Genomic DNA, 25,818 nt, shown 5'->3' on the forward strand with positions numbered 1-25,818 from the left:
GGTAAGCTGAATGCAGACTTAGAACAGCATAAGTTTCAACTAAGTAATTCCGTATGGATTGCTGTGAGATTCCTGGTGCACTGTGGTGCAACGGAACATCGCCGAACCGGGTAGCTCAACCAGTCCGAACCCGCACGGTATGCGCCCGATTGAGTTATGTCGTTGACATTTGCGAAATTTGGCGTCCCGCTTTCAATCAGGAACTGGTCGGTAGCTCGCGGAATGGCGTATTGCGGTACGGCTCAGGCTCTTTCGGAAGACCCAGGACACGTTCTCCGACGATGTTGCGCTGGATCTGGTCGGTGCCGCCGCCGATCGAGGTGAAATAGGCATTCAGCGTCCGGAAGGTCACCGCGTCGCCGACCGGGTTGTCCGGACCGCACAGCATCGCCTCCGCACCGATGATCTCGGTCTGCACCCTGGCCGTCTCGTGCAGGATCCGCGACATCGCAATCTTGCCCAACGCCAGCAGCGTGGCGGCCTCTGTTCGGTCAGGAGTCGCCTTGGCCCGCTGGGTGTTCCACCGGTTCACCGCCGCGTACGCCTCGACGCGAGCGATCTCCTGGCGGACGAATCCATCGCCGAGAGTTCCCGCGGCGCGGGCCATTCCGACCATGCTGTCGGAATCCTTCTGCGGTTTACGCGCCGCGCGCGATGTGCGAGCCAGATCGCCCATCAACCGCCGCTCGTAGGCCAGCGCCACCTGCAACACCGACCAGCCACCGCCCGGCTCACCGACGAGGTTGGTGTCGGGAACCCGGGCGTCGGAGATGAACACCTCGTTGAACTCCGACTCACCGGTGATCTGGTGGATCGGGCGCACCTCGACCCCGGCCTGGCGCATGGGGAACATGAAGAAGCTGATCCCGTTGTGCTTGGGCACATCCCAATCGGTCCGCGCTACCAGCAGGCCGTAGTCCGCCGTCTTGGCGAACGAGGTCCACACCTTCTGCCCGTTGATCACCCAGTCGTCGCCGTCGCGATCGGCACGGGTGCGCAGCCCAGCCAGATCGGAGCCGGCACCGGGCTCGGAATACAGCAGGCACCATTTGGTCTCGCCGCGGATCGACGGCGGGATCAGGCGCCGCTTCTGCTCGTCGGTCCCCAGGTCGTGCAGGGTGCAGGCGAACAGGTTGGCCCGGTCATGGCCGGTTCCCGGGGCCCCCGCTGCGGCGAATTCGGCTGCCACAATGCGTGATTGAGCGTCGCTGCAGCCCCGTCCCCACCACTGCGGCTCCCAACTGGGCACCGCCCAGCCGGCGTCGAACACCAGCTGTGCCCAAGTGGACCGGTCCATGGCGGGATCCCAGTTGGCGGACAGCCAGCTGCGGACCTCGTCGCGCAACGAGTCGTCGTTCAGCACTGCGCCTCCCGGAGTTGCACGTAGCGTTCCCGGTGCCAGGCCGGATCGCCGAACAGTTGGGCGTCGGTGCGGGCGCGCCGCAGGTACAGGTGCGCCGGGTGTTCCCAGGTGAAGCCGATGCCGCCGTGCACCTGGATCATGGTGGCCGCCACCGTCACGAACGCTTCGGAGCAGAACGCCTGCGCCAGAGCGAGATCCATCACGCGGTCGGGTTCACCGGCGTCGAAGGCGGCGGCGACGTGACGCGCCGCCGACAGTGCCGACTCGGCCTCGAGCAGCATGTCGGCGCACATGTGCTTGACCGCCTGGAAGCTGCCGATCGCGCGGCCGAACTGCAGGCGGGTCTTGGCGTAGTCGACGGCCATCCGCATCGCGTGCATCGCGCCGCCGGCCTGCTCGCCGAGCAGGGCGACCGAGGTTCGGTCCAGTGCGTCCTCGAGCGCTGTGCGCGCAGCGCCGACGGAGCCCACCAGCTTGGCCGGGGTGTCGGCCAGCGTGAGGCGGCCCTGCTTGCGGGTCTGGTCGACGGTGTTGAGCGCGGTGACCTCGAGGCCGGGAGCGTCGGATTCGACCGCGAACACACCGTCGGCGGCGGTCACGTAGAACCGCTGGGCGATCCCCGCGTCCAGCACATGGGCCTTGGTGCCGGACAACAGCCACCGCTGTCCGTCGGCGCATGCGGCGGTGGCCACCGTGGCGGGCCGAATCGCGCCCGGTTCCGCATGGGCGACGGTGGCAATCAGCTCGCCGGCGGCGATACGTGGCAGGGCCTCGGCTTGTTCGGCCGGATCATCGAGTGCCAGAAGCAGATTCGTGCTGAATAGCGTCGACAGGTATGGGGCGCACAGCAGTGACCGTCCCATCGCCTCCATCACCACTGCGGCTTCGGTCAATCCGGCGCCCGAACCGCCGAGCTCGTCGGGGATCAGCAGCCCGACGACGCCCATCGCCGCGAGTTCGGCCCACACCGCCGGGTCGTAACCGGTGTCGCCGGCCATCAGCCGGCGCACCTCGGCCTCCGGCGAGCGCTTGGCCAGCAGGTCGGCGACGGCGCCGGCCAGATCGCGCTGCTGGGTGGTCAGGACCGCGGACATCGCTGATCAGCTCCTGAACAGATGCGGGCGCAGGCTTGCGCACTGACTGTCGAAGAACGCCGTCGAGACGTCGGCCTTCGGGGCGATGCCGTCGAAGCCGTGGAACGCTCCCGGCACCACGTGTACCTCGCACGGCACGGCGGCTTCCTGAAGCCGGGCGGCGTACGCGAGGTCTTCGTCGTGGAAGAGGTCCAGGGTGCCGACGCCGAGCCAGGCCGGCGGCAACCCCGCCAGATCGCTGCGCCGCGCCGGCACCGCCAGCGCCGGGTCGGCACCGCCGAGATAGGACGTCCAGCCGAACCGGTTGCTGGTGGCGTTCCATAACCGGTGGCCGGGATCGTCGAGATGGCGGCCCACACTGCGGTCGTCGAGCATGGGATACACCAGCACCTGGAACACCGGTTGCACCTCGCCGCGGTCGCGGGCCAGCAGCGCCAGCGCAGCGGCCAGGCCGCCGCCGGCGCTGGCCCCGCCGATCGCGACCCGATCCCCGTCGACCCCCGGCAGGCCGGCCAGCCACCGCAGCACCGTGTAGCAGTCCTCCAGCGGAGCCGGGTACGGGTGCTCGGGTGCCAGCCGGTAGTCGACGGAGGCCACCGTGATCTGGAGCCGCTCGACGAACCGGCGGCACAGCGCGTCGTCCTGGGCCGCGGTTCCCAACACGTATCCGCCGCCGTGGATCCACACCAGGCCAGGGGTAGGTCCGCTCGCTCCGGCGGGGCGGTACAGGCGCACCCCGACCCCGCTCGGCAGGGTCAGCACCTCGACCCCGTCGGATTTGGCCCGGGCCAGCGCGGTCAGCCGACGCAGCATCGGCAGCGTCCATGCCGAGATCAGTGCGCGAGGGACGAATCGGGCGGCTTTGCGCAGTTCGGGATGGATGTCGGTCGCGGCCACGTGGCCCAGTATGCCCAGCTGTAGTCCCGGCCAGTGCCGCGGGGCCTTGCTCGGCAACGGCACCGTCAGTATCGTAAGGTCCGCTATTACGGAACGATGCGTAGCGTAATTATCGGTCCGCGGAGAGGAAAGCACCTGTGACGCCCAATCCCTATGTGGGCCGGCCGTTCACGTCTTCCGACGAGGAGATCGCCACCGCGCTGGAACAGGTCAGCATCCCGACCCTGCTGCTCTCGCTGGTGCACATCACCGGCGATCCGCGCTTCATCCGCGAATTCCGCCAAAACGGCGTGTTCCTCAACGAGGTGCAGGGCTTCATGTCCGAGGAGGACAAGGCCAAGGCCCGCGCCGCCGCACTTCCGGTGATCGCCGACTACCGCGACCGCGGCTGCCTGGGACCTGTCGCGCTGAGCCCGGAGCTGATCGCGGAGATGCTCGACTGGGCGGCGTGTGAGCCCGTCGACGACGAATACCGGCCCATGGTGCTCGAAGAGATGGATCTCGAGGGCGTCGACCCACGCCGCCCGACCGCCCTGGATCCCGACGCGGCCGCGGATTTCCCCGTCGTCGTCATCGGGTGCGGCGAATCCGGGCTGCTTGCCGGAATCCGACTCAAGCAGGCCAATATTCCGTTCACCATCATCGAGAAGAACGCCGGACCAGGCGGAACATGGTGGGAGAATAGCTATCCCGGCGCCCGGGTCGACGTCGCCAATCACTTCTACTGCTACAGCTTCGAACCCAGCAACAACTGGTCGCACTACTTCGCCGAGCAGCCCGAGCTGCGCACCTACTTCGAGTCCGTCCTGGCCAAACATGAACTCGGCGAGGACGTCCGGTGGCGCACCGAGGTGATCGCCGCGCAATGGAGCGACGACGACAGCGCGTGGCAGGTGCGGGTGCGTGCCTCCGACGGCGCCGAGTCGACCATCCGCGCCAGGGCGGTCATCACCGCCGTCGGTCAGCTGAACCGGCCCGCCATTCCCGATATCCCCGGTGCTGCGGAGTTCACCGGGCCGGCGTTTCACTCCGCCGCCTGGGACCACTCCGTGGACCTGACCGGCAAGCGGGTCGCCCTGATCGGCGCGGGCGCCAGCGGTTTCCAGATCGCCCCCGCCATCGCCGACCGCGTGGCGCACCTGACCGTGTTCCAGCGCACCGCGCAGTGGATGTTCCCCAACCCGATGTACCACGACAGCGTTCCCGACGGGGTGCGCTGGGCGATGGACCACCTGCCGTATTACGGCAGGTGGTACCGCTTCCTGGTGATGTGGCCGGGCGCCGACAAGGGTCTGGAAGCGGCCCGCGTCGACCCGGATTACGCCCACCCCGACGATCCGAACTATGCGGTCAGCGAGATCAACGCCATCGCCCGGATCATGTTCACCGACTGGATCACCACCCAGGTCGGTGACGATCAGGAGCTGCTGGACAAGGTGCTCCCGGACTATCCCGCGACGGGCAAACGCACGTTGCAGGACAACGGAACCTGGCTGAAGACACTGCGTCGCGACGATGTCGAGCTGGTCCGCACCCCGATCGAACGCATTACCGAGCACGCGGTCGTCACCGCCGACGGCACCAGCCATGAGGTGGACGTCATCGTCTACGCGACCGGTTTCCGCGCCACCGAGGTGCTCTTCCCGATGGCGATCACCGGCCGCGACGGCGCGGACCTGCGCGCGATGTGGGGACAGCGGCCGGCGGCCCACCTGGGTATCACCGTGCCCGGATTCCCGAATTTCTTCATGCTCTACGGGCCCGGTAACCACCTGGCCCATGGCGGCAGCCTGATCTTCAACTCCGAGTTGCAGATGCGCTACATCAACTCCTGCCTGGCCGAGCTGGTCGCCAACGACTGGTCGGCGATCGAGCCGACCGCCGAGGCCACCGCGCACTGGCACCGGCGCCATCAGGCCGAGATCGCCACCATGGTGTGGTCGCACCCGTCGATCGAGCATTCGTACTTCAAGAACGCCGACGGCGAGATCCACACCGTCAGCCCGTGGCGGCTGCCGGTGTACTGGAACCTGGTGCGCGAACCGGACTGGTCCGATTTCGTTGTGACCAAAGGGGAGTGAGGGCGGGCGTATGCGTGCGGTGCTGATCGACACACCAGGGACGGTGCGGGTCGACAACTGGCCCGACCCGGTGCTGCCCGGACCGGACGGGGCGATCGTCGCGGTGACCGCGGCCGCGATCTGCGGTTCGGACCTGCACTTCTACGACGGCGACTACCCGCTGTTCGCACCGGTGTCGCTGGGCCACGAGGCCATCGGCACCGTGGTCGAGGCGGGACCGCAGGTGCACACCGTCGAGGTGGGCGACCAAGTGCTGGTCTCTTCGGTGGCCGGCTGCGGCTCCTGTGCTGGCTGCGCCACCCACGACCCCATCCGGTGCACGTCGGGGCCGCAGATCTTCGGTTCGGGGGTGCTGGGCGGGGCGCAGGCCGAACTGTTGGCCGTCCCGGCCGCGGATTTCCAGCTGCTGAAGATGCCGGAGAACATCGGCACCGAAGCGGCCCTGCTGCTGACCGACAATCTGGCTACCGGGTGGGCGGCCGCCAAACGCGCCGACATTCCGGTCGGCGGCACCGCGGTGGTCATCGGACTGGGCGCGGTGGGACTGTGCGCGCTGCGCAGCGCGCTGTTCCTCGGTGCGGCAAGGGTATTCGCCGTCGACCCCGTCGCGGCCCGCCGGGATCGTGCGGCCGGGTTCGGTGGCACCCCGATCGATGCGCCTGCGGCGCAGGCGGTCATGGAGGCGACTGGTGGCGTTGGCGCCGACGCGGTGATCGACGCGGTCGGCAACGACACCTCGCTGAACGACTCGCTGGCTACCGTGCGGGCGGGCGGCACCGTCTCGGTGGTCGGGGTGCACAACCTCGACCCGTACCCGTTCCCCGCGCTGACGGCGCTGCTTCGCAGCCTCACCCTGCGCATGACGACCGCGCCGGTGCAGCAGACCTGGCCGGAACTGATCCCGCTGCTGCAGAACGGCCGTCTCGACATGTCGGGCATCTTCACCACCACGCTGCCGCTCGCGCAGGCCGCCGACGGGTACGCCGCCGTCGCCTCGCGATCGGGTGAACACGTGAAAGTTCTGCTCACACCGTGAATTTGCGTCACACCGACCCGTCTCGGGGGTACGCTCGCGCAATGACGGCCCGACCGGATGTCCGGTACCCCGGACCCACCATGTGGACACGCGCCCGCTGGTTGCTGGAGGCCACGCCCGCCGACTATCTGCTCGCGGTGAGTGTGGCCACCGCCCAGTTGCCCGTCATCGGGCGGCACCTGGAGCCGCTTGGTGCGGCCACTGCCATGAGCGTGTGGGGAACGCGACACCTGCCCGACTTCGTCGGTGCGGCCGCCCGGTCTCTACTGCAGCCCGGCTCCGGTGAGATCCGCAAGACTCAACGCGAGAGCACCAACGCGGTGTCCGAGGCCGCGCTGCGCGGGGTCGTCGCGCCGGAGGATCTCGACATCGAGTGGCCTGCCCCGGACCGGACGCCGCCGGTGTGGAAAGCCCTCGAACACCGCAAGAACCTGTATCGGGGCTCGGTCCGCTACGGCGACCACCCGACCCAGCAGCTCGACGTCTGGCGACGCAAGGATCTGCCTGCCGAGCCGGCGCCGGTGCTGCTGTTCGTCCCGGGCGGGGCGTGGGTGCACGGCAGCAGGATCCTGCAGGGGTACGCGCTGATGTCGCACCTGGCCGACATGGGTTGGGTCTGCCTGTCGATCGATTACCGGGTCGCCCCACACCACCGCTGGCCGCGCCACATCCACGACGTCAAGGCGGCCATCGCCTGGGCCCGCGCCAACGTCGACCGGTTCGGCGGCGACCGTAATTTCGTTGCGGTGGCCGGCTGTTCGGCCGGTGGCCACCTGGCCGCGCTGGCCGGACTGACCATCGACGACCCGGAGTACCAAGCGCACCTTCCGGAGGGCTCGGACACCTCCATCGACGCCGTGGTGGGCATCTACGGCCGCTACGACTGGGAAGACCGCTCGACCACCGAACGCGCCCGCTTCGTCGACTTCCTCGAACGCGTCGTGGTCAACAAGCGCCAGGATCGCCACGGTGAGGTGTTCCGCAAGGCGTCCCCAATCGCGCGCATCCACCCCGATGCGCCGCCGTTCCTGGTGGTGCACGGCTCCGGTGACAGCGTCATCCCGGTCGAACAGGCCCGCAGTTTCGTCGACCAGCTGAGTTCGGTATCCCGATCACCCGTCAGCTACGCCGAATTACCCGGTGCCGGGCACGGTTTCGACATGATCGACGGTGCGCGCACCGGGTCGGTGGCCACCGCGATCGGATTGTTCCTCACCCAGATCCACCGCGACCGGGCCGTGTCGTCGGCCAAAGAGGTCATCTGAGTCCAGGCCGGCTGTAGGGTCCCGATAGGGAGGTGCCGCCGTGAAAAGGGTTCGACGGTGAAGAGGCTCAGGGGCTGGGACGCGGTGTTGCTGTACACCGAGGCGCCCAACGTGCACATGCACACCCTCAAGGTGGCGGTCATCGAACTGGAGGACCTCGCCGGGCGAAGTTTCGGCGTCGGGGAGTTCCGGCAGGTGATCAGGGGCCGGCTCTACAAGCTGGATCCGTTCCGCTATCAGCTGGTCAACATTCCGTTCCAGTTCCACCACCCGATGTGGCGGGAGAACTGCGACGTCGACCTCGACTACCACATCCGGCCGTGGCGGGTGGCCGAACCGGGTGGGCGCCGCGAACTCGACGAGGCCATCGGGCAGATCGCCAGCACCCCACTGGACCGCAGCCGGCCGTTGTGGGAGATGTACTTCGTCGAAGGGCTTGCCGGCGGCCGAATCGCCGTGGTCGGCAAGATCCACCACGCGCTTGCCGACGGGGTTGCCTCGGGCAACCTGATGGCCCGCGGAATGGACCTGCAGAGCGGCCCCGACCCCGACCAGGAATTCCCTACCGATCCCGCACCGACCCGTGGTGAGCTGGTGCGATCGGCCTTCGTCGACCACCTTCGCCAGATCGCCAGGCTGCCTGGCGTGCTCAAGTACACCGCCGCAGGCCTGAACCGGGTGCGCCGCAGCGACCGTAAGCTCTCTCCGGAGCTGACCATGCCGTTCACGCCGCCGCCCAGCTTCCTCAACCACATGCTCACCCCTGAAAGGCGTTTTGCCACAGCAACATTGGCCTTGGCTGACATCAAGGTGACCAGCAAGCACCTCGGCGTGACGATCAATGACCTGGTGCTGGCGATCGCCGCGGGTGCGCTGCGGACCTTGCTGCTGCGTTACGACGGCGTCGCCGATCACCCGCTGCTCGCCTCGGTGCCGGTCAGCTTCAACTTCGACCCGGACCGGGTGTCGGGCAACTACTTCACCGGCATGATGGTGGCGCTTCCCGTCGAGGTGGCCGACCCGCTGGAGCGGGTGCGCCAGACGCACGACGCGGCGGTGACGGCCAAGGAGGGCCACCACTTGGTCGGCCCAGAACTGATCAGCCGCTGGTCGGCCTACCTGCCACCGGCCCCGGCGCAGAAGTTGTTCACCTGGCTGTCCACCAAGGACGGCCAGAACAAGGTGCTGAACCTGCCGATCTCCAACGTCCCCGGACCGCGGCAACCGGGCCGGGTCGGCGGGGCTCTGGTCACCGAGATCTATTCGGTGGGACCGCTGACCACCGGCAGCGGGTTGAACATCACCGTGTGGAGTTATGTCGACCAGCTCAACATCTCGGTGCTCACCGACGGCGCCACCGTCACCGATCCGCACGAGGTCACCGCGGCAATGCTGGCAGCGTTCGCCGAGATCCGTATGGCGGCAGGACTTCCCGCGGAACTCACGGTTGTCGAGACCGCAATGCCGCAGGTGGCGACCTAGGGTTCTTCGGCGCTGTCGTCCTCGCGCTCGATGGCCAACTGATGCCGGAAGCCCAGCAACACACCGGAGATGAGTGAGATCGAGATGACGGCCTCGGCGATGAAGAACGAACCGAAGTCGATGATCGAGCCGATCGGCGGGTTGCCCGGCACCGCGTTGCGCAGCGGGATCAACGCGAACAAGATGGCCGCCATCATCGAGCAGGCCGGGAAGATCAGTCCGCGCTTCCAGTGCAGCACGTAGTAGCCGGCCACGACGGCGGCTGCCGCCAGGCCGAGCATCAGCACCATGATGAACACCGCGAAGACCAATGTCGGTGTGCTGCGGTGGATGTCGAGACCCACCACGGTGCCGGTGCCGTCGGGTGAGCGCAGCTGCGTGGGGGAGACCTGGAAGAACGGGTCGGTGTTGTACAACGTCAGCGCGACGGGCAGTTCGGTGCCGTCGGGGCGGGTGAGGTGCACCTCGAGGTCGGTCAGGTAGTGGTCGAAGGGATAGTTGGTGAAGGCGCCGTTCATCTGGATGCGCTGCTCGGCATCGGGCGCGGCCTCACCGGCCTTGATCGTCGTCTGCCAGTTGCCCACCGCATTGGTCAGCATCGCCGCGTCGTCGGCGAAGCTGCTGCCATTGCCGACGGCCAGCGCCCCGTATGGGCGCACGTGCACCAGTGTCACCGACAACGCCTGCGTCGAGGAGTCCACTTTGGTGATCCAGGCGGTCACCTCCACCCGGTCCGGGTTGTCGAAATCCCCGAAGTAGCTCTGCTGGTTGGTGGTCTGCCTGCTGGCGATGTAGCCGCTGAGGCTCGCGACGATCCCGATGACCAGTACGACGGCGACCGACACCAGCCGTCGCACGCCGATCGCGCGAACCCGCTCGACGTGATTACGCATCAGGAGTCGTCTCTTCCTTGGGCATCTTGCTGGCATACACCCACGACAAGAACTGCCCTACCGCCTCGGCCGAATGGTGTGCCCGCGGTGAGGAGAAGATGTCGAACGCGTGTTGGGCGCCGGGCAGTTCGGCGTAGAGCACCGGTGCCTGCGACACCGCGCGCAGCTCGGCGACGAAGTCGCGGGCCTCACCGACCGGGATCAGCGAGTCGTTCACGCCGTGCAGCACGAAGAACGGCGGCGCGTCCGGGCGCAGCCGGCGGAGCGGGGAGGCATCGGTGTAGATCTTGCGGAACCGGCTGAACTGCCGCTTGACGACCAGACGTTCCAGGTAGCCGATGAACTCGCGACGGCCGTTGCCGTGGGTGGTGTACCAGTCGTAACGGCCGTACACCGGGACCGCGGCAACCACCGAGGTGTCGGCGTCGGGAAAACCGGGCTGGTACTGGGGATCTCCAGCGGTGAGCGCCGCCAGCGCCGCCAGGTGGCCGCCGGCCGAACCGCCGGTGATGGCCACGAAATCGGGATCGCCACCGTAGTCGGCGATGTTCTCCTTGACCCACTTCAGCGCCCGTTTGACGTCGACGATGTGGTCGGGCCAGGTGTGGGCGGGGCTGACCCGGTAGTTCATCGCCACGCAGATCCAGCCCCGGTCGGCGAGGTGGCTCATCAGGGGATAGGCCTGGGGCCGTCGCCAGCCGATCGCCCACGCCCCGCCTGGCACCTCGAGCAGCACCGGTGCCTTGCCGTCGCGGGGCAGGTCGCGGCGGCGCCACACATCGGCCAGGTTCGCCCTGCCGTGCGGGCCGTAGCTGATGATGTTGGTCTTCTCGACGTAGCGCCGGCGCGACCAGGTGGTGCGCCAGGCGGTGGGCCGGCCCGACGGCGATGGTGCACTGGGCAAGGTGTCGAGGACGTCGGCGAAATCCTCACCGAGTCCGTCCACGAGTGCGGCGCGCAACACCGGGCGTGGTGTGGTCATGCCGCGGCGCTGGATCGCACCGAGGATCAGCCATGACAACCCCGTCAGGACCAGCGCCGCGATCCCGCGCCGACTGCGGAAGTCGCCGCGCAGGCCGCGGCGCGCGGCGTCCAGCATCGAGGCGGTCAGGTAGAGCATCGGTACTTCCGAGGTCGGCCAGCCGACCCAGAACACCGCGAGTGTCTTGTAGCCCTTTCGGCCCAGGGGTTTAAAGCCGTTGGCGGCGTTGAGGAATTCGAGGATGGCGCGCACCAGGGGACGCGGGCGCCGTGCCTTAGCCGTCAGACGGGCGAGCGATGAGTTCATTGCGCAGGATCTTGCCAGTGCTGCCGCGCGGCAGCTCGCTCAGGATGGTGATCTCGCGGGGCACCTTGTAGTTGGCCAGGTTCTGGCGGACGTGGTCCCTGAGGTCGTCGGGGGTGGCGGCCGACGTGTCGGCAAGTACCACGAACGCGGCCAGCCGCTGGCCGTACTGCTCGTCGTCCACGCCGAGCACCGTCGCCTCGGCGACGCCGGGGTGGGCTGCCAGCGTCTTTTCCACCTCGATCGGGTAGACGTTCTCGCCGCCGGAGACGATCATCTCGTCGTCACGGCCGACCACGAACAGCCGGCCCGCGTCGTCGAGGCGGCCGATATCGCCCGAGGACATGTACCCGTCGTGGAAGTCCTTGGTGTTACCCGCAGAACCCGATGAGGTGTAGCCGTCGAACTGGGTGGAGTTCTTGACGTAGATCCGCCCGACCTCGCCGGTGGGGACGTCGTTGAATTCGTCGTCGTAGATCCGGATCTCGGTGCCGACCGCCGGCTTGCCCGCGGTGTCGGGTGCCGCGCGAAGGTCCGCCGGGGTGGCGGTGGCGATCATCCCGGCCTCGGTCGCGTTGTAGTTGTTGTAGATGACGTCGCCGAACTCGTCCATGAACCGGGTGACGACGTCGGGGCGCATCCGCGATCCGGAGCATGCCGCGAAACGCAGGGAATCGCAGCTGTAGCGGTGGCGCACCTCGTCGGGCAGGTCCATGATGCGGTCGAACATCACCGGCACTACACACAAACCGGTGGCTTTGTGCTTGTCGACCAGGGCGAGCGTCGCCTCCGGGTCGAACTTGCGCCGGGTCACCACCGTGCACGCCATCGCTGAGGCGAACACCAGCTGGGAGAAGCCCCAGGCGTGGAACATCGGGGCGACGACGACGGTGGTCTCACCGATCCGCCACGGGGTGCGCGCCAGGATGGCGACGAGGTTGCCGGCCCCACCACCGGAATGCTTGGCGCCCTTCGGCGTTCCGGTGGTGCCCGAGGTCAGCAGGATGAGCCGGCTGGTGCGACCGGACTTCGTGGCGCGCTGCCCGGCGTGCTCGGTGATCAGCTTCTCGACGGTGGCGGCCTCGGTGGGGGAGTCCGTCCACGCCAGGATCCGGCTGGCCTGCGGTCGGTCGGCCAGCGCCCGGTCCACCGACGCGGCGAACTCCTCGTCGTAGATGATGACGTCGGCGCGTTCCCGGTTGACCACCTCGGCCAGCGCCGGCCCGGCGAAGGCGGTGTTGAGCAGCAGCACGTCGGCGCCGATGCGGGTGGCGGCGATCAGCGACTCGACGAAGCCGCGGTGGTTGCGGGCCATGATGCCGACTGTTTGGGGGGCACCGGACGGCAACCGTTGCAGGGCGGCGGCCAGGGCGTTGGCGCGCGCGTCGAGTTCCCGCCAGGTCAGCGAGCCCAGCTCGTCGATCAGGCCGGGGCTGTCCGGGCGGCGGGCGGCGGCGGTGGCGAAGCCGGTGGCGATCGACAGCCCCTCGGCGCGGGCGGCGGCCACCATCGCGACGATCCGGTCCGGGCGCATGGGCGTCAGAAAGCCAGCCCTGGCCAAGGTGACGACGGCGTCGCCGACGGAGGTGAGCCGGGACAGCAGATCCATCAGCCGATGACCGGAAGACGGCGGTGGGCGGCCAGGTCGTCGAGCGCGGTCTGCATGACCGCGCGCACGTGCGCGTCGACGGCGTCGATATCGGGATTCTCGCCGAACATCTCGGTGATGTGGATCGGTTCGAGCACCTGCATGACGATCTTGGTGGGCAGCGGCAGGTTCACGGGCAGGACCGCGCTCAGCCCGAACGGGAAACCGAATGAGATGGGCAGGATCTTGGACCGCAGCAGCTTGTCCAGTCGCAGCAGCTTGGCCAGGCCGGTGCCGCGGGACAGGTAGAGCTGGCTCTCCTGGCCGCCGATCGCCACCGTTGGCACGATCGGGACACCGGCGTTGATGGCGGCCTTGACGTAGCCGGTGCGCCCGTCGAAGTCGATCTTGTTCTCCGCGAACGTCGGTCGGTACACGTCGTAGTCGCCGCCGGGGAAGACCACCACCACACCGCCGGAGCGCAACGCTTCGTCGGCGTTGGCGGGGTTGGCGCGGATGAAGCCGGTACGGATGAAGTAGTCGGCCGTCGGACCGACCATGAGCAGGTCGTGGCTCAGGGTGTAGATCGGCCGGTCATAACCGAACGTGTCGTAGAAGTCCAGCGCGAACACCGGTACGTCCATCGGGAACAGGCCGCCGGAGTGGTTGGACACCACCAGCGCGCCACCCGGCGGGAAGTTCTGCAGCCCGCGGACCTCGCTGCGGTGGTAGAGCTTCAGGAACGGGCGCAGCACGCCCATGGTGCGCTCCACCAGGTGCGGATCCCACTTCGCCGTTTCGGCGCGGGTTGCCTCGGTTGCGCTCACACAGCCCCCTGCAGATTGAAACGTGTTCTAGTTTTCGATCGTACCGGTCTGCCCACGGCAGCCATACCGCGATCTATACGATTCGGACGTGAGCGAAAACGCCGTTACCGAAGAGCCCGCCGTCCTCACCGAGCAGCGTGGCCGCATCCTGATCATCACTATCAACCGGCCGAAGGCCAAGAACGCCGTCAACGCCGCCGTCAGCAATGGCCTGGCTGCCGCGATGGACCGGCTCGACGACGAGGCCGGCCTGTCGGTGGGCATCGTCACCGGTGCCGGCGGCTCGTTCTGCGCCGGAATGGACCTCAAAGCCTTCGCCCGCGGCGAGAACGTGGTGGCCGAGGGCCGGGGGCTGGGCTTCACCGAGCGTCCCCCGGCCAAGCCGCTGATCGCCGCCGTCGAGGGCTACGCGCTGGCCGGCGGAACCGAGCTGGCGCTGGCCACCGATCTGATCGTGGCCGCCAAGGACTCCGCCTTCGGTATCCCCGAGGTCAAGCGCGGCCTGGTGGCCGGTGGTGGCGGCCTGCTGCGCCTACCGCAGCGCATCCCCTACCAGATCGCCATGGAGCTGGCCCTGACCGGCGACAACCTGCCCGCCGAACGGGCCCACGAGTTGGGCCTGGTCAACGTCCTGGCCGAGCCGGGTCATGCACTGGAGGCGGCGATCGAGCTGGCCGAGCGAATCACCGCCAACGGCCCGCTGGCGGTGGCCGCCACCAAGCGGATTATCACCGAGTCGCGCGCCTGGAGTCCCGAGGAGCAGTGGGACAAGCAAGGCAGGATTCTGATGCCGGTGTTCACCTCCAACGACGCCAAGGAAGGTGCCATCGCCTTCGCCGAGAAGCGGGCGCCGAACTGGACCGGCAGCTGAGGTAGCTCCCCGACTCAGACCCCTGCCCGACGGTCTGACTCAGACCCCTGCGCCCACGACGAAGTCCCACGGGTCGCCGTCGCGGGCCGCGGCCAGTGCGAGCCGGCCCAGCCGGCGGGCGTGCAGCGCGGTGTCGCCGAATTCGTCGACCCAGCTGCGCGCCCGCATCGTGGCCAGCCACAGCCGGTGCTCGATCGTCACGCCGATCGCGCCGTGCAGCTGGTGGGCGGCGGTGATCACAGCCGGCACCACGCGGCCCAGTGTCACTTTCGCTACCGTGACGGCGTAGTGGGTCCGGGGGCTGTCGAAGCCGTAGTCGACGGCGGCGGCGACCGCGAGCTCGGTGGCCGCGCGGGCGCGCTCCACCTCACCGGCCATCCCGGCCAGGGTGTGCTGCACCGACTGGAACGCACTCAGCGGCCGGCCGAACTGTTCCCGTTCGCGGGTGTGGGCCACGGAGAACTCGACGGCGGCGTCGAGAGCCCCCACCGCCTGGACGCATCGCGCCCACGCACCGCGCCGGTCCAGCTCACTGCCGGCGTCCACGGTGACCAGCGCGGTGTCCGGCACGCTCACTGTGTCGCGCGGTTCGCCACCCAGGTTGTGCCCGGTGGTGATCGTCAGCGCGGCCGGCTCGGCGACGCCGACCCGCAACCGGTCTGCGTCGCGCAGCGCGAACACCACCGCGGCGGCATCCGCCGCATACGGCACCCCGGACACCGTCGGCGAACCTGCCTCGCTCAGCGCCAACGTCAACGGCCCCTGTTCGGGAACGCCGACTCCGGCCCGGGCGGCCAACCAGCTGGCCAGGACGTCGGTTTCGGCCAGCGGCACCGTGACCGCGTGGCGGGCCAGAGCCCGCAAGACCACTGCCAATTCATGTGCACCGCCGCCCGATTCGGGGTCACTGGTCAGGCGGGTCAGCCCGGCGTCCTGTAGATGCCCCCAGGCGGTGGCGTCGAATTCGTCGGGCAAGCCGCGCCGACCGATCCGCGAGTCGAACGACCGGGCGCCGATGTCGTTCACCAGTTGCCGCAGATCGGTGAAATCGTCTGGCCCGCTTGATGTTGCGAACACGCCGCCGCTCAGTGCCGGCATTACCGCAACCCCATTCCGCGTGCCACCACACCACGCAGCACTTCGTTGGTGCCGCCGCGCAGCGTGAACAACGGCGAATGCAGCCGTGCGGTCGCCAGCAGCGCGGCGACTCGATCGCGGTCGACGGATCCGGTTGCGGCGTAGGAGAACAAGTCCGCCGCCAATTCCACCGACTCCTGCTCGAAGCGGGTGCCCAGATCCTTGACCAGTGCGGCCTCGTTCACCGGTGACTGGCCGGCCGCGAGCGCTCTGGCCACCGACACCGACAGCTGCCGCAGCGAGATGACCCTGGCCAGCAGATCGCCGACGGCCGCGGCGGCATGGTCGTCGAGGTCGGCGGGCTGTTCCTGGGCGGCCAGCAGGCGCACCAGTGCGGTCAGCAACGGGGCCGTGGACAGGATGCGTTCGGGGCCACTGCGTTCGAACGACAGCTCCGCGGTGACCTGATGCCAGCCGGCCCCGATTTCGCCGAGCACATTGGCGTCGGAGACGAAGACCTCGTCGAAGGTCACCTCGTTGAAATGGTGCTCGCCGGACATCAGCACGATTGGGCTGATCGTGATGGACTCCGAAGGGTGCGTGGGCGCGATGAACTGGCTGAATCCGGCGTGCCGCCGCTGCGGGTCGACCGGGCTGGTGCGGGCCAGCACGACGATCTGATGGGCCAGGTGCGCGCCGCTGGTCCACACCTTGGTGCCCGACAGCAGCCAGCCGCCGTCGGTCTTGGTGGCGCGGGCCGCCGACGCCGCGAGGTCGGAACCCGCCTGCGGCTCACTCATGCCGATCGCCGAGAAGTACCGGCCGGCAGCGATGTCGGGCAACAGCCGCCGACGCTGCTCCTCGCTGCCGTACGCCATGAGCCCGGGCGCGACCTGCCGGTCGGCGATCCAGTGCGCGGCCACCGGCGCCCCAGCGGCCAGCAGTTCCTCGGTCACCACGTAGCGGTGCAGGTGACCGCGGCCCTGTCCGCCGTACTCGCGCGGGATGGTCATGCCGAGGAACCCGGCGGCGCCGAGGCGTGCGCTGAACTCCTCGTCCCAGCTGGACAGCCAGGCGTCGAGGGTTGGGGCCCAACCGAATTCGGCCCGGTCGGCGGCGAGGAACGCCCTGATCGAGGCGCGTAGCGCCGCCAGCTCGGGTTCGTCGGCGCACAGTGCGGCGTAGCTGTCGGCCACGGTGGTCACCGATACGCCGTGACGCGGGCGATGATCGCCGTTTTGCCGTCGTCGCCGACGGCCCGGGCGTCGCCGATCGCGGAGTTGCGGCCCACCCGCAGCGCCGTTCCCTCGTAACGGGATCGGCTGCCGGCGAAGAACGGCCGCAGGAAGTTGACCCGCAGTGAGGCGGTGCGCAGTGGCTCGTCCTGGCCGTGGTTGATCGCCGCCGAGGCCACCAGCTCCAGACCGGTGCTGCTGACGCCGCCGTGCACGATGCCGATCAGGTTGTTGACGATCGGATCGGGGCGCTGTGCCAGCAGGTGGGTGTCGGTATCGCGGGGCAGCGGTTCGGCCGCCATCAACTCCGCCAGCGAGGTGTGCGCTGTACGTACCAGGCTGTCGGCGCCACGGTCGACCGGTCCGTCCGGACCGCTGCTGATGGCCACGGTTCGCACCGTGCCGCCGCCGATGGTGTTGCCGCGGTGACTCAAGGTGCAGATCGCCAGCAGGGTGGCGCCGTGCGGGCCGAGCGGACGGCTGGTCGCCACCACCGGCTCGTCGGGAGCGGCCGAGAGGCTGTCGATGCCGTCCGGGCTCAGCTCGACCGCCAGCTCGCTGGACACCGTCCACTGACCCGAGCCGCGGCGGTGGAAGTTGGCCCGGCCGCCCACATCGTCGACCAGGATCGCCAGGGGCGCGACGGTCGGCAGGCCGGTGAACGGGTTGACCAGGTGGCCGACCGGCATCGATGCGCTCACCGTGGCCTCGGCGAAGTTCTCCTCGATGGTCCGGATTCCGAACCGGGTCAGGACACTTTCCGGGGTTTCCGGATCCTGCCGATCGGTCGATGTGTCGGGCATCGTCACGCTCCGTATTCCAGCATCAGCGGCCAAGTCGCTGTCGGACTGGGCGACCATACTCACCGGCATGGCCACCGTGTACTTCACCGCGTCCAGCCTGGACGGGTTCATCGTCGACGACCACGACAGCCTGGATTGGCTGACCTCCCGCGATATCGACGTCAACGGCCCCTTCGGCTATCAGGCGTTCAACGAGGGCGTCGGGGCGCTGGTGATGGGATCGGCGACCTACCTGTGGTTGCGCGACAACCAGCCGGGCGAGTGGATGTACGACCAGCCCACGTGGGTGCTCACCCACCGGCCGCGGATCATCGCCGCGGACCACCCGGTCACGGTGTTCAGCGGCGAGGTCACCGACCTGCATCCGCGTCTCGTGGCCGCCGCCGGGGCGCGTGACGTCTGGGTGGTCGGTGGCGGCGAGGTGGCCGCGCAGTTCGTGGCCGCCGGCCTGGTCGACGAGCTGATCGTGTCCTACGCGCCGTGCAGCCTGGGCTCGGGGTCGCCGGCGCTGCCGGTGCGATCCGAGTGGCGGCTGGCCGAGACCGGTGTCAACGGCGATTTTGTCTGTGCCCGTTGGCAATTCAGCCATTGAAGGACGGAACGCCGAATTTGGTGACGAATTCCTTGGCCTTGATCAGGAACTCCAGCTGGGCGGCGACGTCGTGCAGCGGCTTCAGGCTGCGCGCGGAGCGGCACAACACCACGGCGCCTTCCATTGCGGCGATGGTGGTGTCGGCCAGGGCGGCGGCGTCGGCGGCCTCGAAGCCTTCGCGGAGGTAGGCCTGGGTGGACGCTTCGCGCCAGCGCGCGAAGATGTCACCGGCGACCGCGGTCAGCGCCTCGTCCTCACCCGCGCCGACGGCGGCAGCCAGCACCGGGCATCCGGCCGTGTAGTCGCTGGTGACCAGGGCGTCCTCCCACAGCTCGACGAACCGGCGCAGCAGCACCGCGGCGTTCTCGCCGGCCGCCTCGTCGATGCTGCTGGTGATGGAGACGCCGGCGTAGTTCAGTGCCTCGCGCAGGATCTGGCTGCGGCCTTCGGGAAAGTGGTGATACACCGAGCCGCGCGGTGCGCCGCTACGGGCCAGCACCTCGTCGATGGTCAACCCGGCGGCACCGCGTTCGCGCAACACCTGGGCGGCGCTGATCAGCATTTTGGTGCGAGTGGAACTCCGGGTCCGGCGACCGGGCCCGGACGGCGTCGACTGAGGCATTCAGGCGGCGGGAGTCTGGCGGACCTGGTTACCCCGCCAGGGCAATGCGCGAGCGCCCCGGCCGAACAGCTGCCGACGCGAGTCCGGCAGCTGCCGGGTGAACCGGTGGCCGGCGATGTTCAGCTCGATCAGCCACATCGGTCTCTCCTTGCCCGTGGTACGGAGACCAGCTCCATAACTATGCTTATGACCATAAGATGAGAAAGCCTTAAGCGCAACGGGCGAGATGTCGCTGCGGTGAACGCCAGAAGAACGCAGTCGGCGACCTGCGAGGAAGTGAACTATTCGCCCTTGTTTATGGCGTAAATCATAGTTTTCGGCGGGTGTGCATCGGCCTGATCGGACGCGCAGAACGGGTTAGGCTCGGCTCGATCGGTCTGCGAGAAGGGCGAAAGCGATGGGTCACTACAAGAGCAACGTCCGCGACCTCGAGTTCAACCTCTTCGAGCTGCTCGATGTGGAGAAAGCCCTCGAGGACTATCCCGATCTGGATGGCGACTCGGTGCGCGAGATGCTGGCCGAGGCCGCCCGGCTTGCCGAGGGGCCGGTCGCCGACTCGTTCGCCGAGACCGACCGCCACCCGCCGACCTTCGATCCGACCACCCACACGGTGTCGTTGCCCGAGCCGTTCAAGGCCTCGATGCGGGCCTGGCAGCAGGGGGAGTGGTTCCGGATCGGGCTCGTCGAGGACGTCGGCGGGGTGCCGGCGCCGGCGATGGTCGGCTGGGCGATCAACGAATTGGTGCTGGGCGCCAACCCGGCCGTGTTCATGTACATGGCGGGCCCGATCATGGCCAACATCCTGTTCCACATCGGCAACGACCAGCAGAAGCACTGGGCGACGCTCGCCGCCGAGCGCAACTGGTGCGCCACCATGGTGCTCACCGAACCCGACGCCGGATCCGACGTCGGCGCGGGGCGCACCAAGGCGGTCGACGCCGGCGACGGGACCTGGCACATCGAGGGCGTCAAGCGGTTCATCACCAACGGCGACGCCGACGATTTCTTCGAGAACATCCTGCATCTCGTCCTGGCTCGACCGGAGGGCGCCGGACCGGGCACCAAGGGGCTGAGTCTGTTCCTGGTGCCGAAGTTCCTGCCCGACCCCGAGTCCGGCGAACCGGGCGAGCGCAATGGCGTCTTCGTCACCAACCTCGAACACAAGATGGGTCTGAAGGCCTCGGCCACCACCGAGCTGAGCCTGGGCCTGCACGGCACACCCGCGATCGGATGGCTGGTCGGCGACATCCACGACGGAATCGCCCAGATGTTCAAGGTCATCGAATATGCCCGAATGTTCGTCGGTACCAAGGCGATCGCCACGTTGTCGACGGGTTACCTCAACGCTCTCGACTATGCCAAGACCCGCGTGCAGGGCGCGGACCTGACCCAGATGGCGGACAAGACCGCGCCGCGGGTGACGATCATCCACCACCCCGATGTGCGTCGCGCGCTGATGACGCAGAAGGCCTACGCCGAAGGCTTGCGCGCGCTCTACCTCTACACCGCGGCCCACCAGGATCCGGCGGTGGCGCAGGTGGTCTCCGGTGCCGACGCCGCGCTGGCCGAACGGATCAACGACCTGCTGCTGCCGATCGTCAAGGGCGTGGGATCCGAGCGCGCCTACCAGTGCCTGACCGAGTCGCTGCAAACCTTCGGCGGATCGGGGTTCCTGCAGGACTACCCGATCGAGCAGTACATCCGCGACGCCAAGATCGACTCCCTCTACGAGGGCACCACCGCAATCCAGGCCCAGGACTTCTTCTTCCGCAAGATCGCCCGCGATCGTGGGGTCGCGCTGGGGCATGTGGTCGCGCAGATCGAGGCGTTCATCGACAGCCCCGACGCCCGCGCTGAGCTGGCGGGCAGCCGCACGCTGCTGGGCGACGCGCTGGACAACATGCGCGCGATGGTGGCCGCGCTCACCGGCTTCCTGATGGGCGCACAAGAGGATCCGCACGAGTTGTACCGCGTCGGGCTGGACTCGGTCGCGTTCCTGCTGTCAGTCGGCGACCTGCTCATCGGCTGGCTGCTGCTGCGGCAGGCCGAGATCGCGCTGCACGCCCTCGACGGCGACCCCGATCCGCGGGAGCAGGCGTTCTACCGCGGGAAGGTGGCGGTGGCCCAGTTCTTCGCCCGCAACGTGCTGCCCAGGCTGGCCGCCGAGCGCCGCATCGCCGAGGCGACCGAACTCACCATCATGGACCTGGCCGAAGACGCGTTCTGAGCGTCGGCCAAGATGGCGGGGACAACCGGCGGGACTAACGAGGGAGCGCCCCCATGAAGGTGATCACGTCCATCGACGACGCGGTGTCGGCGGTCGGCCAGGAACTCGGCGTCAGTGAGTGGCTGCAGATCGATCAGAAGCGCATCAACGACTTCGCCGACGCGACCGGCGACCACCAGTGGATCCACGTCGACGTCGAGCGCGCCAAGACCGAAAGTCCTTATGGCGCACCGATTGCGCACGGTTTCCTCACGCTGTCGCTGATCCCGGCGCTGTCCAAGGACACCTACCGCGTCGAAAACGCCAAGATGGCCATCAACTACGGGCTCAACAAGGTGCGCTTCGTGGCCGCGGTGCCGGTGGACAGCAGCGTTCGAGTGCGCTCGGAGCTGGTCGATGCCACCAAGGTCGACGACAACACCGTCAACCTCACCGTCAAGCACACCATCGAGATCGACGGGGTGGACAAGCCGGCCGCGGTGGCCGAGATGATCGTGCGCGCGCTGTTCTGAGCGATTTCGGGGCTGTTATCACCGCCCGGGAATGGGTAGGCCAGATACGCTCTGCAGCAGTATGAACAGCGGGGATGACCAGGAACGAGTAGCGGCGGAGGCGCGCGCCCGCAAACTCATCGACCAGCAGCTCACCCAAGCCGGCTGGCTCGTCCAGGACAAGAAGGATCTCAACCTGTTCGCCGGCCAGGGCGTCGCGGTCCGCGAGATCGTGATGAAGCCTGGCCACGGCAGGGTGGACTACCTCCTCTACGTCGACAAGGCGGTGGTCGGCGTCATCGAGGCCAAGCCCACCGGTACGCCGCTGTCCGGCGTCGAGTGGCAGTCGGCGATGTACGCCGAGGGACTGCCGCCGGATGTGCGCCTGGCGGCCAAGACGCGCGACGGCAGGCTGCCGTTCGTGTTCGAGGCCTCCGGCATCGAGACGCACTTCACCAACGGCTACGACCCCGACCCGCGGGCTCGCCTGGTCTTCAACGTTCCGCGCCCGGAGACACTGGCGCGCATCTTGCGCGACGCCGAGGCTGACCCGGACTATCCGACCTGGCGCGCCAAAGTTCGCAACTTGCCGGAGTTGGACACCGCCGCGCTGCGGCCAGCGCAGATCGAGGCTGTCAAGGGCGTGGAGCACAGTCTTGCCGAGCAGCATGTCGACCGGTCGTTGGTGCAGATGGCCACCGGGGCCGGCAAGACCTACACCGCGGTCACCCAGGCCTACCGGCTGCTCCGTCACGGTGGATTCAACCGCATCCTGTTCCTCGTCGACCGGATCAACCTCGCGGATCAGACGATGGGCGAGTTCCAGAACTACCGCGCACCCGATGACGGCCGGCGGTTCACCGAGTTGTACAACGTCGCCAAGCTGTCCAGTGCGGGGATGCTCGACTCCACCAACGTCGCCATCTCCACGATCCAGCGGGTGTTCGCGTTCATCAAGAACGGTGAAACCAACGCGGACGACGACGAAGGCATAGACGGCTACGTCCCCGATGCTCCGGTGACCGTCGCCTACAGTGCGGCGCTCCCACCGGAGACGTTCGATCTGGTGATCGTGGACGAGGCGCATCGCAGTATCTACGGGGTGTGGCGCGGGGTGCTGGAGTATTTCGACGCCCACATCGTGGGCTTGACGGCCACCCCGGGCAAGCAGACCTTCGGCTTCTTCAAGCAGAACCTGGTGTCGGACTACACATATCCCGAATCCGTGGCCGACGGCGTCAACGTCGACTTCGATATCTACCGGATCCGAACCAAGATCAGCCAAGAGGGCTCGCGCATTGAGGCGGGGACCATCGTGCCGAAGGTGGACCGGCGTACCCGCGAGCAGCGGCTGGAAGCCCTTGACGACGACTTGGACTACACGCCAGGCCAACTCGACCGCGCAGTGACGGCCACCGACCAGATCCGCACCGTTCTCGAGACGTTCCGGGACCGGCTGTTCACCGAGATCTTCCCGGGAAGGTCCACCGTCCCCAAAACGTTGATCTTCGCCAAGGACGACAACCACGCCGAAGAGATCGTCACCCAAGTCCGGGAGGTGTTCGGCAAGGGCAATGACTTCGCCGCCAAGATCACCTACAGCGCCCGAAACGCGAAGGAGCAGCTGAAGGCTTTTCGTACTAGCCCGGCGCTGCGCATCGCGGTGACCGTCGACATGATCGCGACCGGGACCGACGTCAAACCACTGGAGTGCGTGTTCTTCATGCGCGATGTGCGTTCGGCGCAGTACTTCGAGCAGATGAAAGGGCGTGGCGCTCGCACCATTTCGCCGGCAGACTTCCAGGCCGTCACGCCGGACGCCGAGACGAAGACCCGGTTTGTCATTGTCGACGCCGTCGGTGTGACGGAGCACGACTTCGTGGAGCCGCCGCTGAACCGGCAGAAGTCGGTGTCGTTGAAGAAGCTGCTCGACAAGACAGCGAACCTGACCCTGACCGAGGACGAAGCGGCGACGTTGGCCTCCCGGCTAGCCAAACTGGAACTGGACTTGACCGAGGATGAGCGCGCCGAGTTGGACGAGGTTGCCGGACAGCCGGTTCGAGAGATCGTCCGCCAGCTCGTCGATGCGGTCGAGCCCGCTACCAGTACGCCCGAGCTGATCGAAGCCGCGACACGGCCGATCGCCGCCAACCCGGAGCTGCGCCATCGGATCCTGGAACTACGGGCCGCCCACGACCGCGTTATCGATGAGGTGAGCGCAGACGAACTGATCGAAGCCGGCGGGGTGGTCGATACCGATCGCGCGCGGTCAATCGTCGAATCATGGCGTGCGTACTTGGAAGAGCACCGCGACGAGATCACGGCGGTGCAGTTGGGTTACGAGGCTGGGGAGCGGCGTATCGACTTCGGGTTCATCCAAGGCCTCGCCGCGCGGATCTCCCGGCCGCCGCACAATTGGACACCCGAGGTCATCTGGGATGCCTACGCGGCAGTAGATTCGGCGAAGGTGCATCCGTGTCCCAAACACACTCTGACCGACTTGGTTTCGTTGATTCGCTATGCGACCGGGGTGGACGACGAGCTGGTGCCCTATGCCGAGCGGGTGCGGGAGCGGTATGCGGGATGGTTGGCCCAACAGGAGCAGGCGGGGGTTGTGTTCACCGATGTGGAGCGGTGGTGGATGGACCGGATGGTGTCGGTGATCGCGAATTCGGCGGGCATTCGGGTGGAGGACCTCGACGAGGCGCCCTTTATTGAGCGTGGTGGAACCGATGGTGCGATAAGGGATTTAGGGGATCGGGCCGGTGACTTGGTGGAGCAGCTGAATGCGGAGTTGACGGCGTGAGCTGGGCGGTCGTGCCGTTGGGGGATTTGATCGAGGACATCGCTGCCGGCAGGTCGTTTGGTGCTTTGAACGCACCTGCAGTGGAGGGGCATTGGGGCATCATCAAAGTAAGCGCGATGACGTCAGGCAAATTCAGGCCAGACGAAAACAAAGCCGTACCTGCCAAACTGGCAGACCCGAGGTTTGAGATTCGACAAGGAGACTTGCTCGTAAGTAGAGCGAACACATCTGAGTACGTCGGAGCCAGCGTGCTTGTCCGTTCCGTTCGTCCTAAACTGCTTCTCAGCGATAAGAGCCTTCGGCTCACCGTCAAGCCCGCTGTAGACCCCGAGTGGCTCTGGTACATGCTGCAGGCCCCCTCCGTTCGCAGTCAGATTCGTGAATTGGCTACCGGTACAAAAGATTCTATGCGGAATATTTCACAGGCTGCCTTGCGTCGAATCCAGATCCCCTCGATGCCGACCGACGAACAGCGCCGCATCGTCAAGATCCTCGAAGACCACCTTTCGCGACTCGATGCTGCCGGCGATTACCTCTCCGCTTCGGCTCGGCGCCTTGAGGCAATGGTGACTGCGATCCTGCTCAAACTGATTCCTAATCCCGACGAGTATCCATCGAATTGGCGAGCGTCGACTGTCGCTGAAGCAGGCCGTGTTGAACTTGGAAGGCAGCGGCATCCCGATTGGCATTCAGGTCCTAACATGCGGCCATATCTGCGCGTAGCCAATGTCTTCGAGGATCGGATCGATACCCGAGATGTCATGGAAATGCATTGGCCAGAAGGTGTATTTGACCGCTTTAAGCTGCAACCAGGTGATGTCCTCCTGAACGAGGGACAGACTCCAGAACTCCTGGGACGGCCTGCCCTCTATCGTGGAGACCCACCTGATGTTGCGTTCACCAACAGCATCCTGCGGTTTAAGGCGGGGGATGCCGTCATGCCTGAGTTTGCAGTGCTGGTTTTCCGACGACATATGAGGGCGGGACGGTTCAAGCGCGAATCCCGAATTACCACCAACATCGCGCATCTCTCGGCGGCACGTCTCAAACCCATCGAATTTCCGATTCCACCGTTGAGGGAGCAGAAGGCAATCGTCAATACGGCTGCGGCCGAATTGGAGGCCGTTGCGCGCCTTCGTTCTGAGATTGAAGCAGCGAGGGCGAAGCGCCTTCAACTGCGGAGGTCACTGCTGACGAAGGCGTTCAATGGCTGGTTGGTATCTCCTTGAGCGGCAAGCAAATCAAGCTCTTTCTGACTGACGGCACACCCGGTGGCCCGACCA

Annotated in this window: 22 protein-coding genes; 10 read left to right on the forward strand and 12 right to left on the reverse strand. The window is 67.3% G+C overall.

Annotation, left to right across the window (positions count from 1 at the left end):
- Positions 1-196: 196 nt before the first annotated feature.
- The 3 genes from ACXDF8_RS14005 to ACXDF8_RS14015 are packed head-to-tail and all read right to left on the reverse strand — an operon-like array spanning position 197 to position 3,354.
- On the reverse strand, positions 197-1,363 hold the full coding sequence (locus ACXDF8_RS14005; RefSeq protein ID WP_457223868.1) for an acyl-CoA dehydrogenase family protein: 1,167 nt from the start codon (positions 1,361-1,363) through the stop codon (positions 197-199).
- Positions 1,357-2,457, reverse strand: coding sequence for an acyl-CoA dehydrogenase family protein (locus tag ACXDF8_RS14010; RefSeq protein ID WP_457223869.1), 1,101 nt, complete (start codon positions 2,455-2,457; stop codon positions 1,357-1,359). The genes ACXDF8_RS14005 and ACXDF8_RS14010 overlap by 7 nt, the downstream gene beginning before the upstream one ends.
- Positions 2,458-2,463: 6 nt before the next feature.
- Positions 2,464-3,354 carry an alpha/beta hydrolase gene (locus ACXDF8_RS14015; protein ID WP_457223965.1) on the reverse strand — a complete coding sequence of 297 codons (891 nt, stop codon included), beginning with the start codon at positions 3,352-3,354 and terminating at the stop codon, positions 2,464-2,466.
- Positions 3,355-3,491: 137 nt separating this feature from the next.
- Here ACXDF8_RS14015 and ACXDF8_RS14020 point away from each other — a divergent pair, with 137 nt between their 5' ends.
- Genes ACXDF8_RS14020 through ACXDF8_RS14035 form a run of 4 tightly spaced genes read left to right on the forward strand, consistent with a single transcriptional unit; the run spans position 3,492 to position 9,218 of the window.
- Positions 3,492-5,435, forward strand: a complete 1,944-nt coding sequence (locus tag ACXDF8_RS14020; RefSeq protein ID WP_457223870.1) for a flavin-containing monooxygenase — start codon at positions 3,492-3,494, stop codon at positions 5,433-5,435.
- A gap of 10 nt (positions 5,436-5,445) precedes the next feature.
- Positions 5,446-6,471 (forward strand): alcohol dehydrogenase catalytic domain-containing protein, encoded by a 1,026-nt coding sequence (locus ACXDF8_RS14025; protein ID WP_457223871.1) that lies wholly within the window; start codon positions 5,446-5,448, stop codon positions 6,469-6,471.
- A 41-nt stretch (positions 6,472-6,512) separates the two neighbouring features.
- Positions 6,513-7,736, forward strand: a complete 1,224-nt coding sequence (locus ACXDF8_RS14030; RefSeq protein ID WP_457223872.1) for an alpha/beta hydrolase fold domain-containing protein — start codon at positions 6,513-6,515, stop codon at positions 7,734-7,736.
- Positions 7,737-7,793: 57 nt separating this feature from the next.
- Positions 7,794-9,218 carry a WS/DGAT/MGAT family O-acyltransferase gene (locus ACXDF8_RS14035; RefSeq protein WP_457223873.1) on the forward strand — a complete coding sequence of 475 codons (1,425 nt, stop codon included), beginning with the start codon at positions 7,794-7,796 and terminating at the stop codon, positions 9,216-9,218.
- Here ACXDF8_RS14035 and ACXDF8_RS14040 read toward each other — a convergent pair.
- From ACXDF8_RS14040 to ACXDF8_RS14055, 4 genes are read right to left on the reverse strand one after another with little or no spacing between them, the layout of a single operon-like run.
- The gene (locus ACXDF8_RS14040) at positions 9,215-10,111 is read right to left on the reverse strand and encodes a DUF8686 domain-containing protein (protein ID WP_457223874.1); all 897 of its coding nucleotides are present in this window, start codon (positions 10,109-10,111) and stop codon (positions 9,215-9,217) included. The genes ACXDF8_RS14035 and ACXDF8_RS14040 overlap by 4 nt on opposite strands.
- Entirely contained in the window at positions 10,104-11,399 is a 1,296-nt protein-coding gene (locus ACXDF8_RS14045) for an alpha/beta hydrolase (RefSeq protein ID WP_457223875.1), read from the reverse strand. The genes ACXDF8_RS14040 and ACXDF8_RS14045 overlap by 8 nt, the downstream gene beginning before the upstream one ends.
- On the reverse strand, positions 11,368-13,005 hold the full coding sequence (gene fadD12, locus ACXDF8_RS14050) for an acyl-CoA ligase FadD12 (protein ID WP_457223876.1): 1,638 nt from the start codon (positions 13,003-13,005) through the stop codon (positions 11,368-11,370). Before fadD12 ends, ACXDF8_RS14045 begins: the two co-directional genes overlap by 32 nt.
- Complete coding sequence (locus ACXDF8_RS14055; RefSeq protein WP_457223966.1) at positions 13,005-13,745, reverse strand: 1-acyl-sn-glycerol-3-phosphate acyltransferase; 741 nt, start codon at positions 13,743-13,745, stop codon at positions 13,005-13,007. Before ACXDF8_RS14055 ends, fadD12 begins: the two co-directional genes overlap by 1 nt.
- A 154-nt stretch (positions 13,746-13,899) precedes the next feature.
- Here ACXDF8_RS14055 and ACXDF8_RS14060 point away from each other — a divergent pair, with 154 nt between their 5' ends.
- Positions 13,900-14,682, forward strand: a complete 783-nt coding sequence (locus ACXDF8_RS14060) for a crotonase/enoyl-CoA hydratase family protein (protein ID WP_457223877.1) — start codon at positions 13,900-13,902, stop codon at positions 14,680-14,682.
- A gap of 39 nt (positions 14,683-14,721) precedes the next feature.
- On the opposite strand, the gene ACXDF8_RS14065 is transcribed toward ACXDF8_RS14060, so the two are convergent.
- Genes ACXDF8_RS14065 through ACXDF8_RS14075 form a run of 3 tightly spaced genes read right to left on the reverse strand, consistent with a single transcriptional unit; the run spans position 14,722 to position 17,797 of the window.
- Positions 14,722-15,780, reverse strand: a complete 1,059-nt coding sequence (locus ACXDF8_RS14065) for an acyl-CoA dehydrogenase family protein (protein WP_457223878.1) — start codon at positions 15,778-15,780, stop codon at positions 14,722-14,724.
- Positions 15,780-16,955, reverse strand: a complete 1,176-nt coding sequence (locus ACXDF8_RS14070; RefSeq protein ID WP_457223967.1) for an acyl-CoA dehydrogenase family protein — start codon at positions 16,953-16,955, stop codon at positions 15,780-15,782. Before ACXDF8_RS14070 ends, ACXDF8_RS14065 begins: the two co-directional genes overlap by 1 nt.
- A 5-nt stretch (positions 16,956-16,960) precedes the next feature.
- Entirely contained in the window at positions 16,961-17,797 is an 837-nt protein-coding gene (locus tag ACXDF8_RS14075; RefSeq protein ID WP_457223879.1) for a PaaI family thioesterase, read from the reverse strand.
- 67 nt (positions 17,798-17,864) lie between these two features.
- On the opposite strand from ACXDF8_RS14075, the gene ACXDF8_RS14080 reads away from it, so the two are divergent.
- On the forward strand, positions 17,865-18,389 hold the full coding sequence (locus ACXDF8_RS14080; protein WP_457223880.1) for a dihydrofolate reductase family protein: 525 nt from the start codon (positions 17,865-17,867) through the stop codon (positions 18,387-18,389).
- Here ACXDF8_RS14080 and ACXDF8_RS14085 read toward each other — a convergent pair.
- Together ACXDF8_RS14085 and ACXDF8_RS14090 are read right to left on the reverse strand one after the other, a co-directional pair.
- Entirely contained in the window at positions 18,379-19,011 is a 633-nt protein-coding gene (locus tag ACXDF8_RS14085; RefSeq protein WP_457223881.1) for a TetR/AcrR family transcriptional regulator, read from the reverse strand. The genes ACXDF8_RS14080 and ACXDF8_RS14085 overlap by 11 nt on opposite strands.
- Positions 19,012-19,149 (reverse strand): hypothetical protein, encoded by a 138-nt coding sequence (locus ACXDF8_RS14090; protein ID WP_457223882.1) that lies wholly within the window; start codon positions 19,147-19,149, stop codon positions 19,012-19,014. It abuts the gene before it with no gap.
- 259 nt (positions 19,150-19,408) lie between these two features.
- On the opposite strand from ACXDF8_RS14090, the gene ACXDF8_RS14095 reads away from it, so the two are divergent.
- The 4 genes from ACXDF8_RS14095 (at position 19,409) to ACXDF8_RS14110 (ending at position 25,764) form a co-directional block, all read left to right on the forward strand.
- Positions 19,409-21,238, forward strand: a complete 1,830-nt coding sequence (locus ACXDF8_RS14095; RefSeq protein WP_457223883.1) for an acyl-CoA dehydrogenase — start codon at positions 19,409-19,411, stop codon at positions 21,236-21,238.
- 53 nt (positions 21,239-21,291) lie between these two features.
- On the forward strand, positions 21,292-21,750 hold the full coding sequence (locus tag ACXDF8_RS14100; RefSeq protein WP_457223884.1) for a MaoC family dehydratase: 459 nt from the start codon (positions 21,292-21,294) through the stop codon (positions 21,748-21,750).
- 61 nt (positions 21,751-21,811) lie between these two features.
- The gene (locus tag ACXDF8_RS14105) at positions 21,812-24,535 is read left to right on the forward strand and encodes a type I restriction endonuclease subunit R (RefSeq protein ID WP_457223885.1); all 2,724 of its coding nucleotides are present in this window, start codon (positions 21,812-21,814) and stop codon (positions 24,533-24,535) included.
- Positions 24,532-25,764, forward strand: coding sequence for a restriction endonuclease subunit S (locus ACXDF8_RS14110; protein WP_457223886.1), 1,233 nt, complete (start codon positions 24,532-24,534; stop codon positions 25,762-25,764). The genes ACXDF8_RS14105 and ACXDF8_RS14110 overlap by 4 nt, the downstream gene beginning before the upstream one ends.
- Positions 25,765-25,818 lie beyond the last annotated feature (54 nt).

The sequence above is a fragment of the Mycolicibacterium sp. CBM1 genome, from assembly GCF_054073305.1.

Coding starts and splice junctions, on each gene's coding strand:
- ACXDF8_RS14105 (WP_457223885.1), top strand. CDS start 21,812: ATGAACAGCGGGGATGACCAGGAACGAGTAGCGGCGGAGGCGCGCGCC.
- ACXDF8_RS14090 (WP_457223882.1), bottom strand. CDS start 19,149: ATGTGGCTGATCGAGCTGAACATCGCCGGCCACCGGTTCACCCGGCAG.
- ACXDF8_RS14055 (WP_457223966.1), bottom strand. CDS start 13,745: ATGGGCGTGCTGCGCCCGTTCCTGAAGCTCTACCACCGCAGCGAGGTC.
- ACXDF8_RS14030 (WP_457223872.1), top strand. CDS start 6,513: ATGACGGCCCGACCGGATGTCCGGTACCCCGGACCCACCATGTGGACA.
- ACXDF8_RS14040 (WP_457223874.1), bottom strand. CDS start 10,111: ATGCGTAATCACGTCGAGCGGGTTCGCGCGATCGGCGTGCGACGGCTG.
- ACXDF8_RS14075 (WP_457223879.1), bottom strand. CDS start 17,797: ATGCCCGACACATCGACCGATCGGCAGGATCCGGAAACCCCGGAAAGT.
- ACXDF8_RS14065 (WP_457223878.1), bottom strand. CDS start 15,780: ATGCCGGCACTGAGCGGCGGCGTGTTCGCAACATCAAGCGGGCCAGAC.
- ACXDF8_RS14100 (WP_457223884.1), top strand. CDS start 21,292: ATGAAGGTGATCACGTCCATCGACGACGCGGTGTCGGCGGTCGGCCAG.
- ACXDF8_RS14080 (WP_457223880.1), top strand. CDS start 17,865: ATGGCCACCGTGTACTTCACCGCGTCCAGCCTGGACGGGTTCATCGTC.
- ACXDF8_RS14095 (WP_457223883.1), top strand. CDS start 19,409: ATGGGTCACTACAAGAGCAACGTCCGCGACCTCGAGTTCAACCTCTTC.
- ACXDF8_RS14085 (WP_457223881.1), bottom strand. CDS start 19,011: ATGCCTCAGTCGACGCCGTCCGGGCCCGGTCGCCGGACCCGGAGTTCC.
- ACXDF8_RS14045 (WP_457223875.1), bottom strand. CDS start 11,399: ATGAACTCATCGCTCGCCCGTCTGACGGCTAAGGCACGGCGCCCGCGT.
- ACXDF8_RS14010 (WP_457223869.1), bottom strand. CDS start 2,457: ATGTCCGCGGTCCTGACCACCCAGCAGCGCGATCTGGCCGGCGCCGTC.
- fadD12 (WP_457223876.1), bottom strand. CDS start 13,005: ATGGATCTGCTGTCCCGGCTCACCTCCGTCGGCGACGCCGTCGTCACC.
- ACXDF8_RS14025 (WP_457223871.1), top strand. CDS start 5,446: ATGCGTGCGGTGCTGATCGACACACCAGGGACGGTGCGGGTCGACAAC.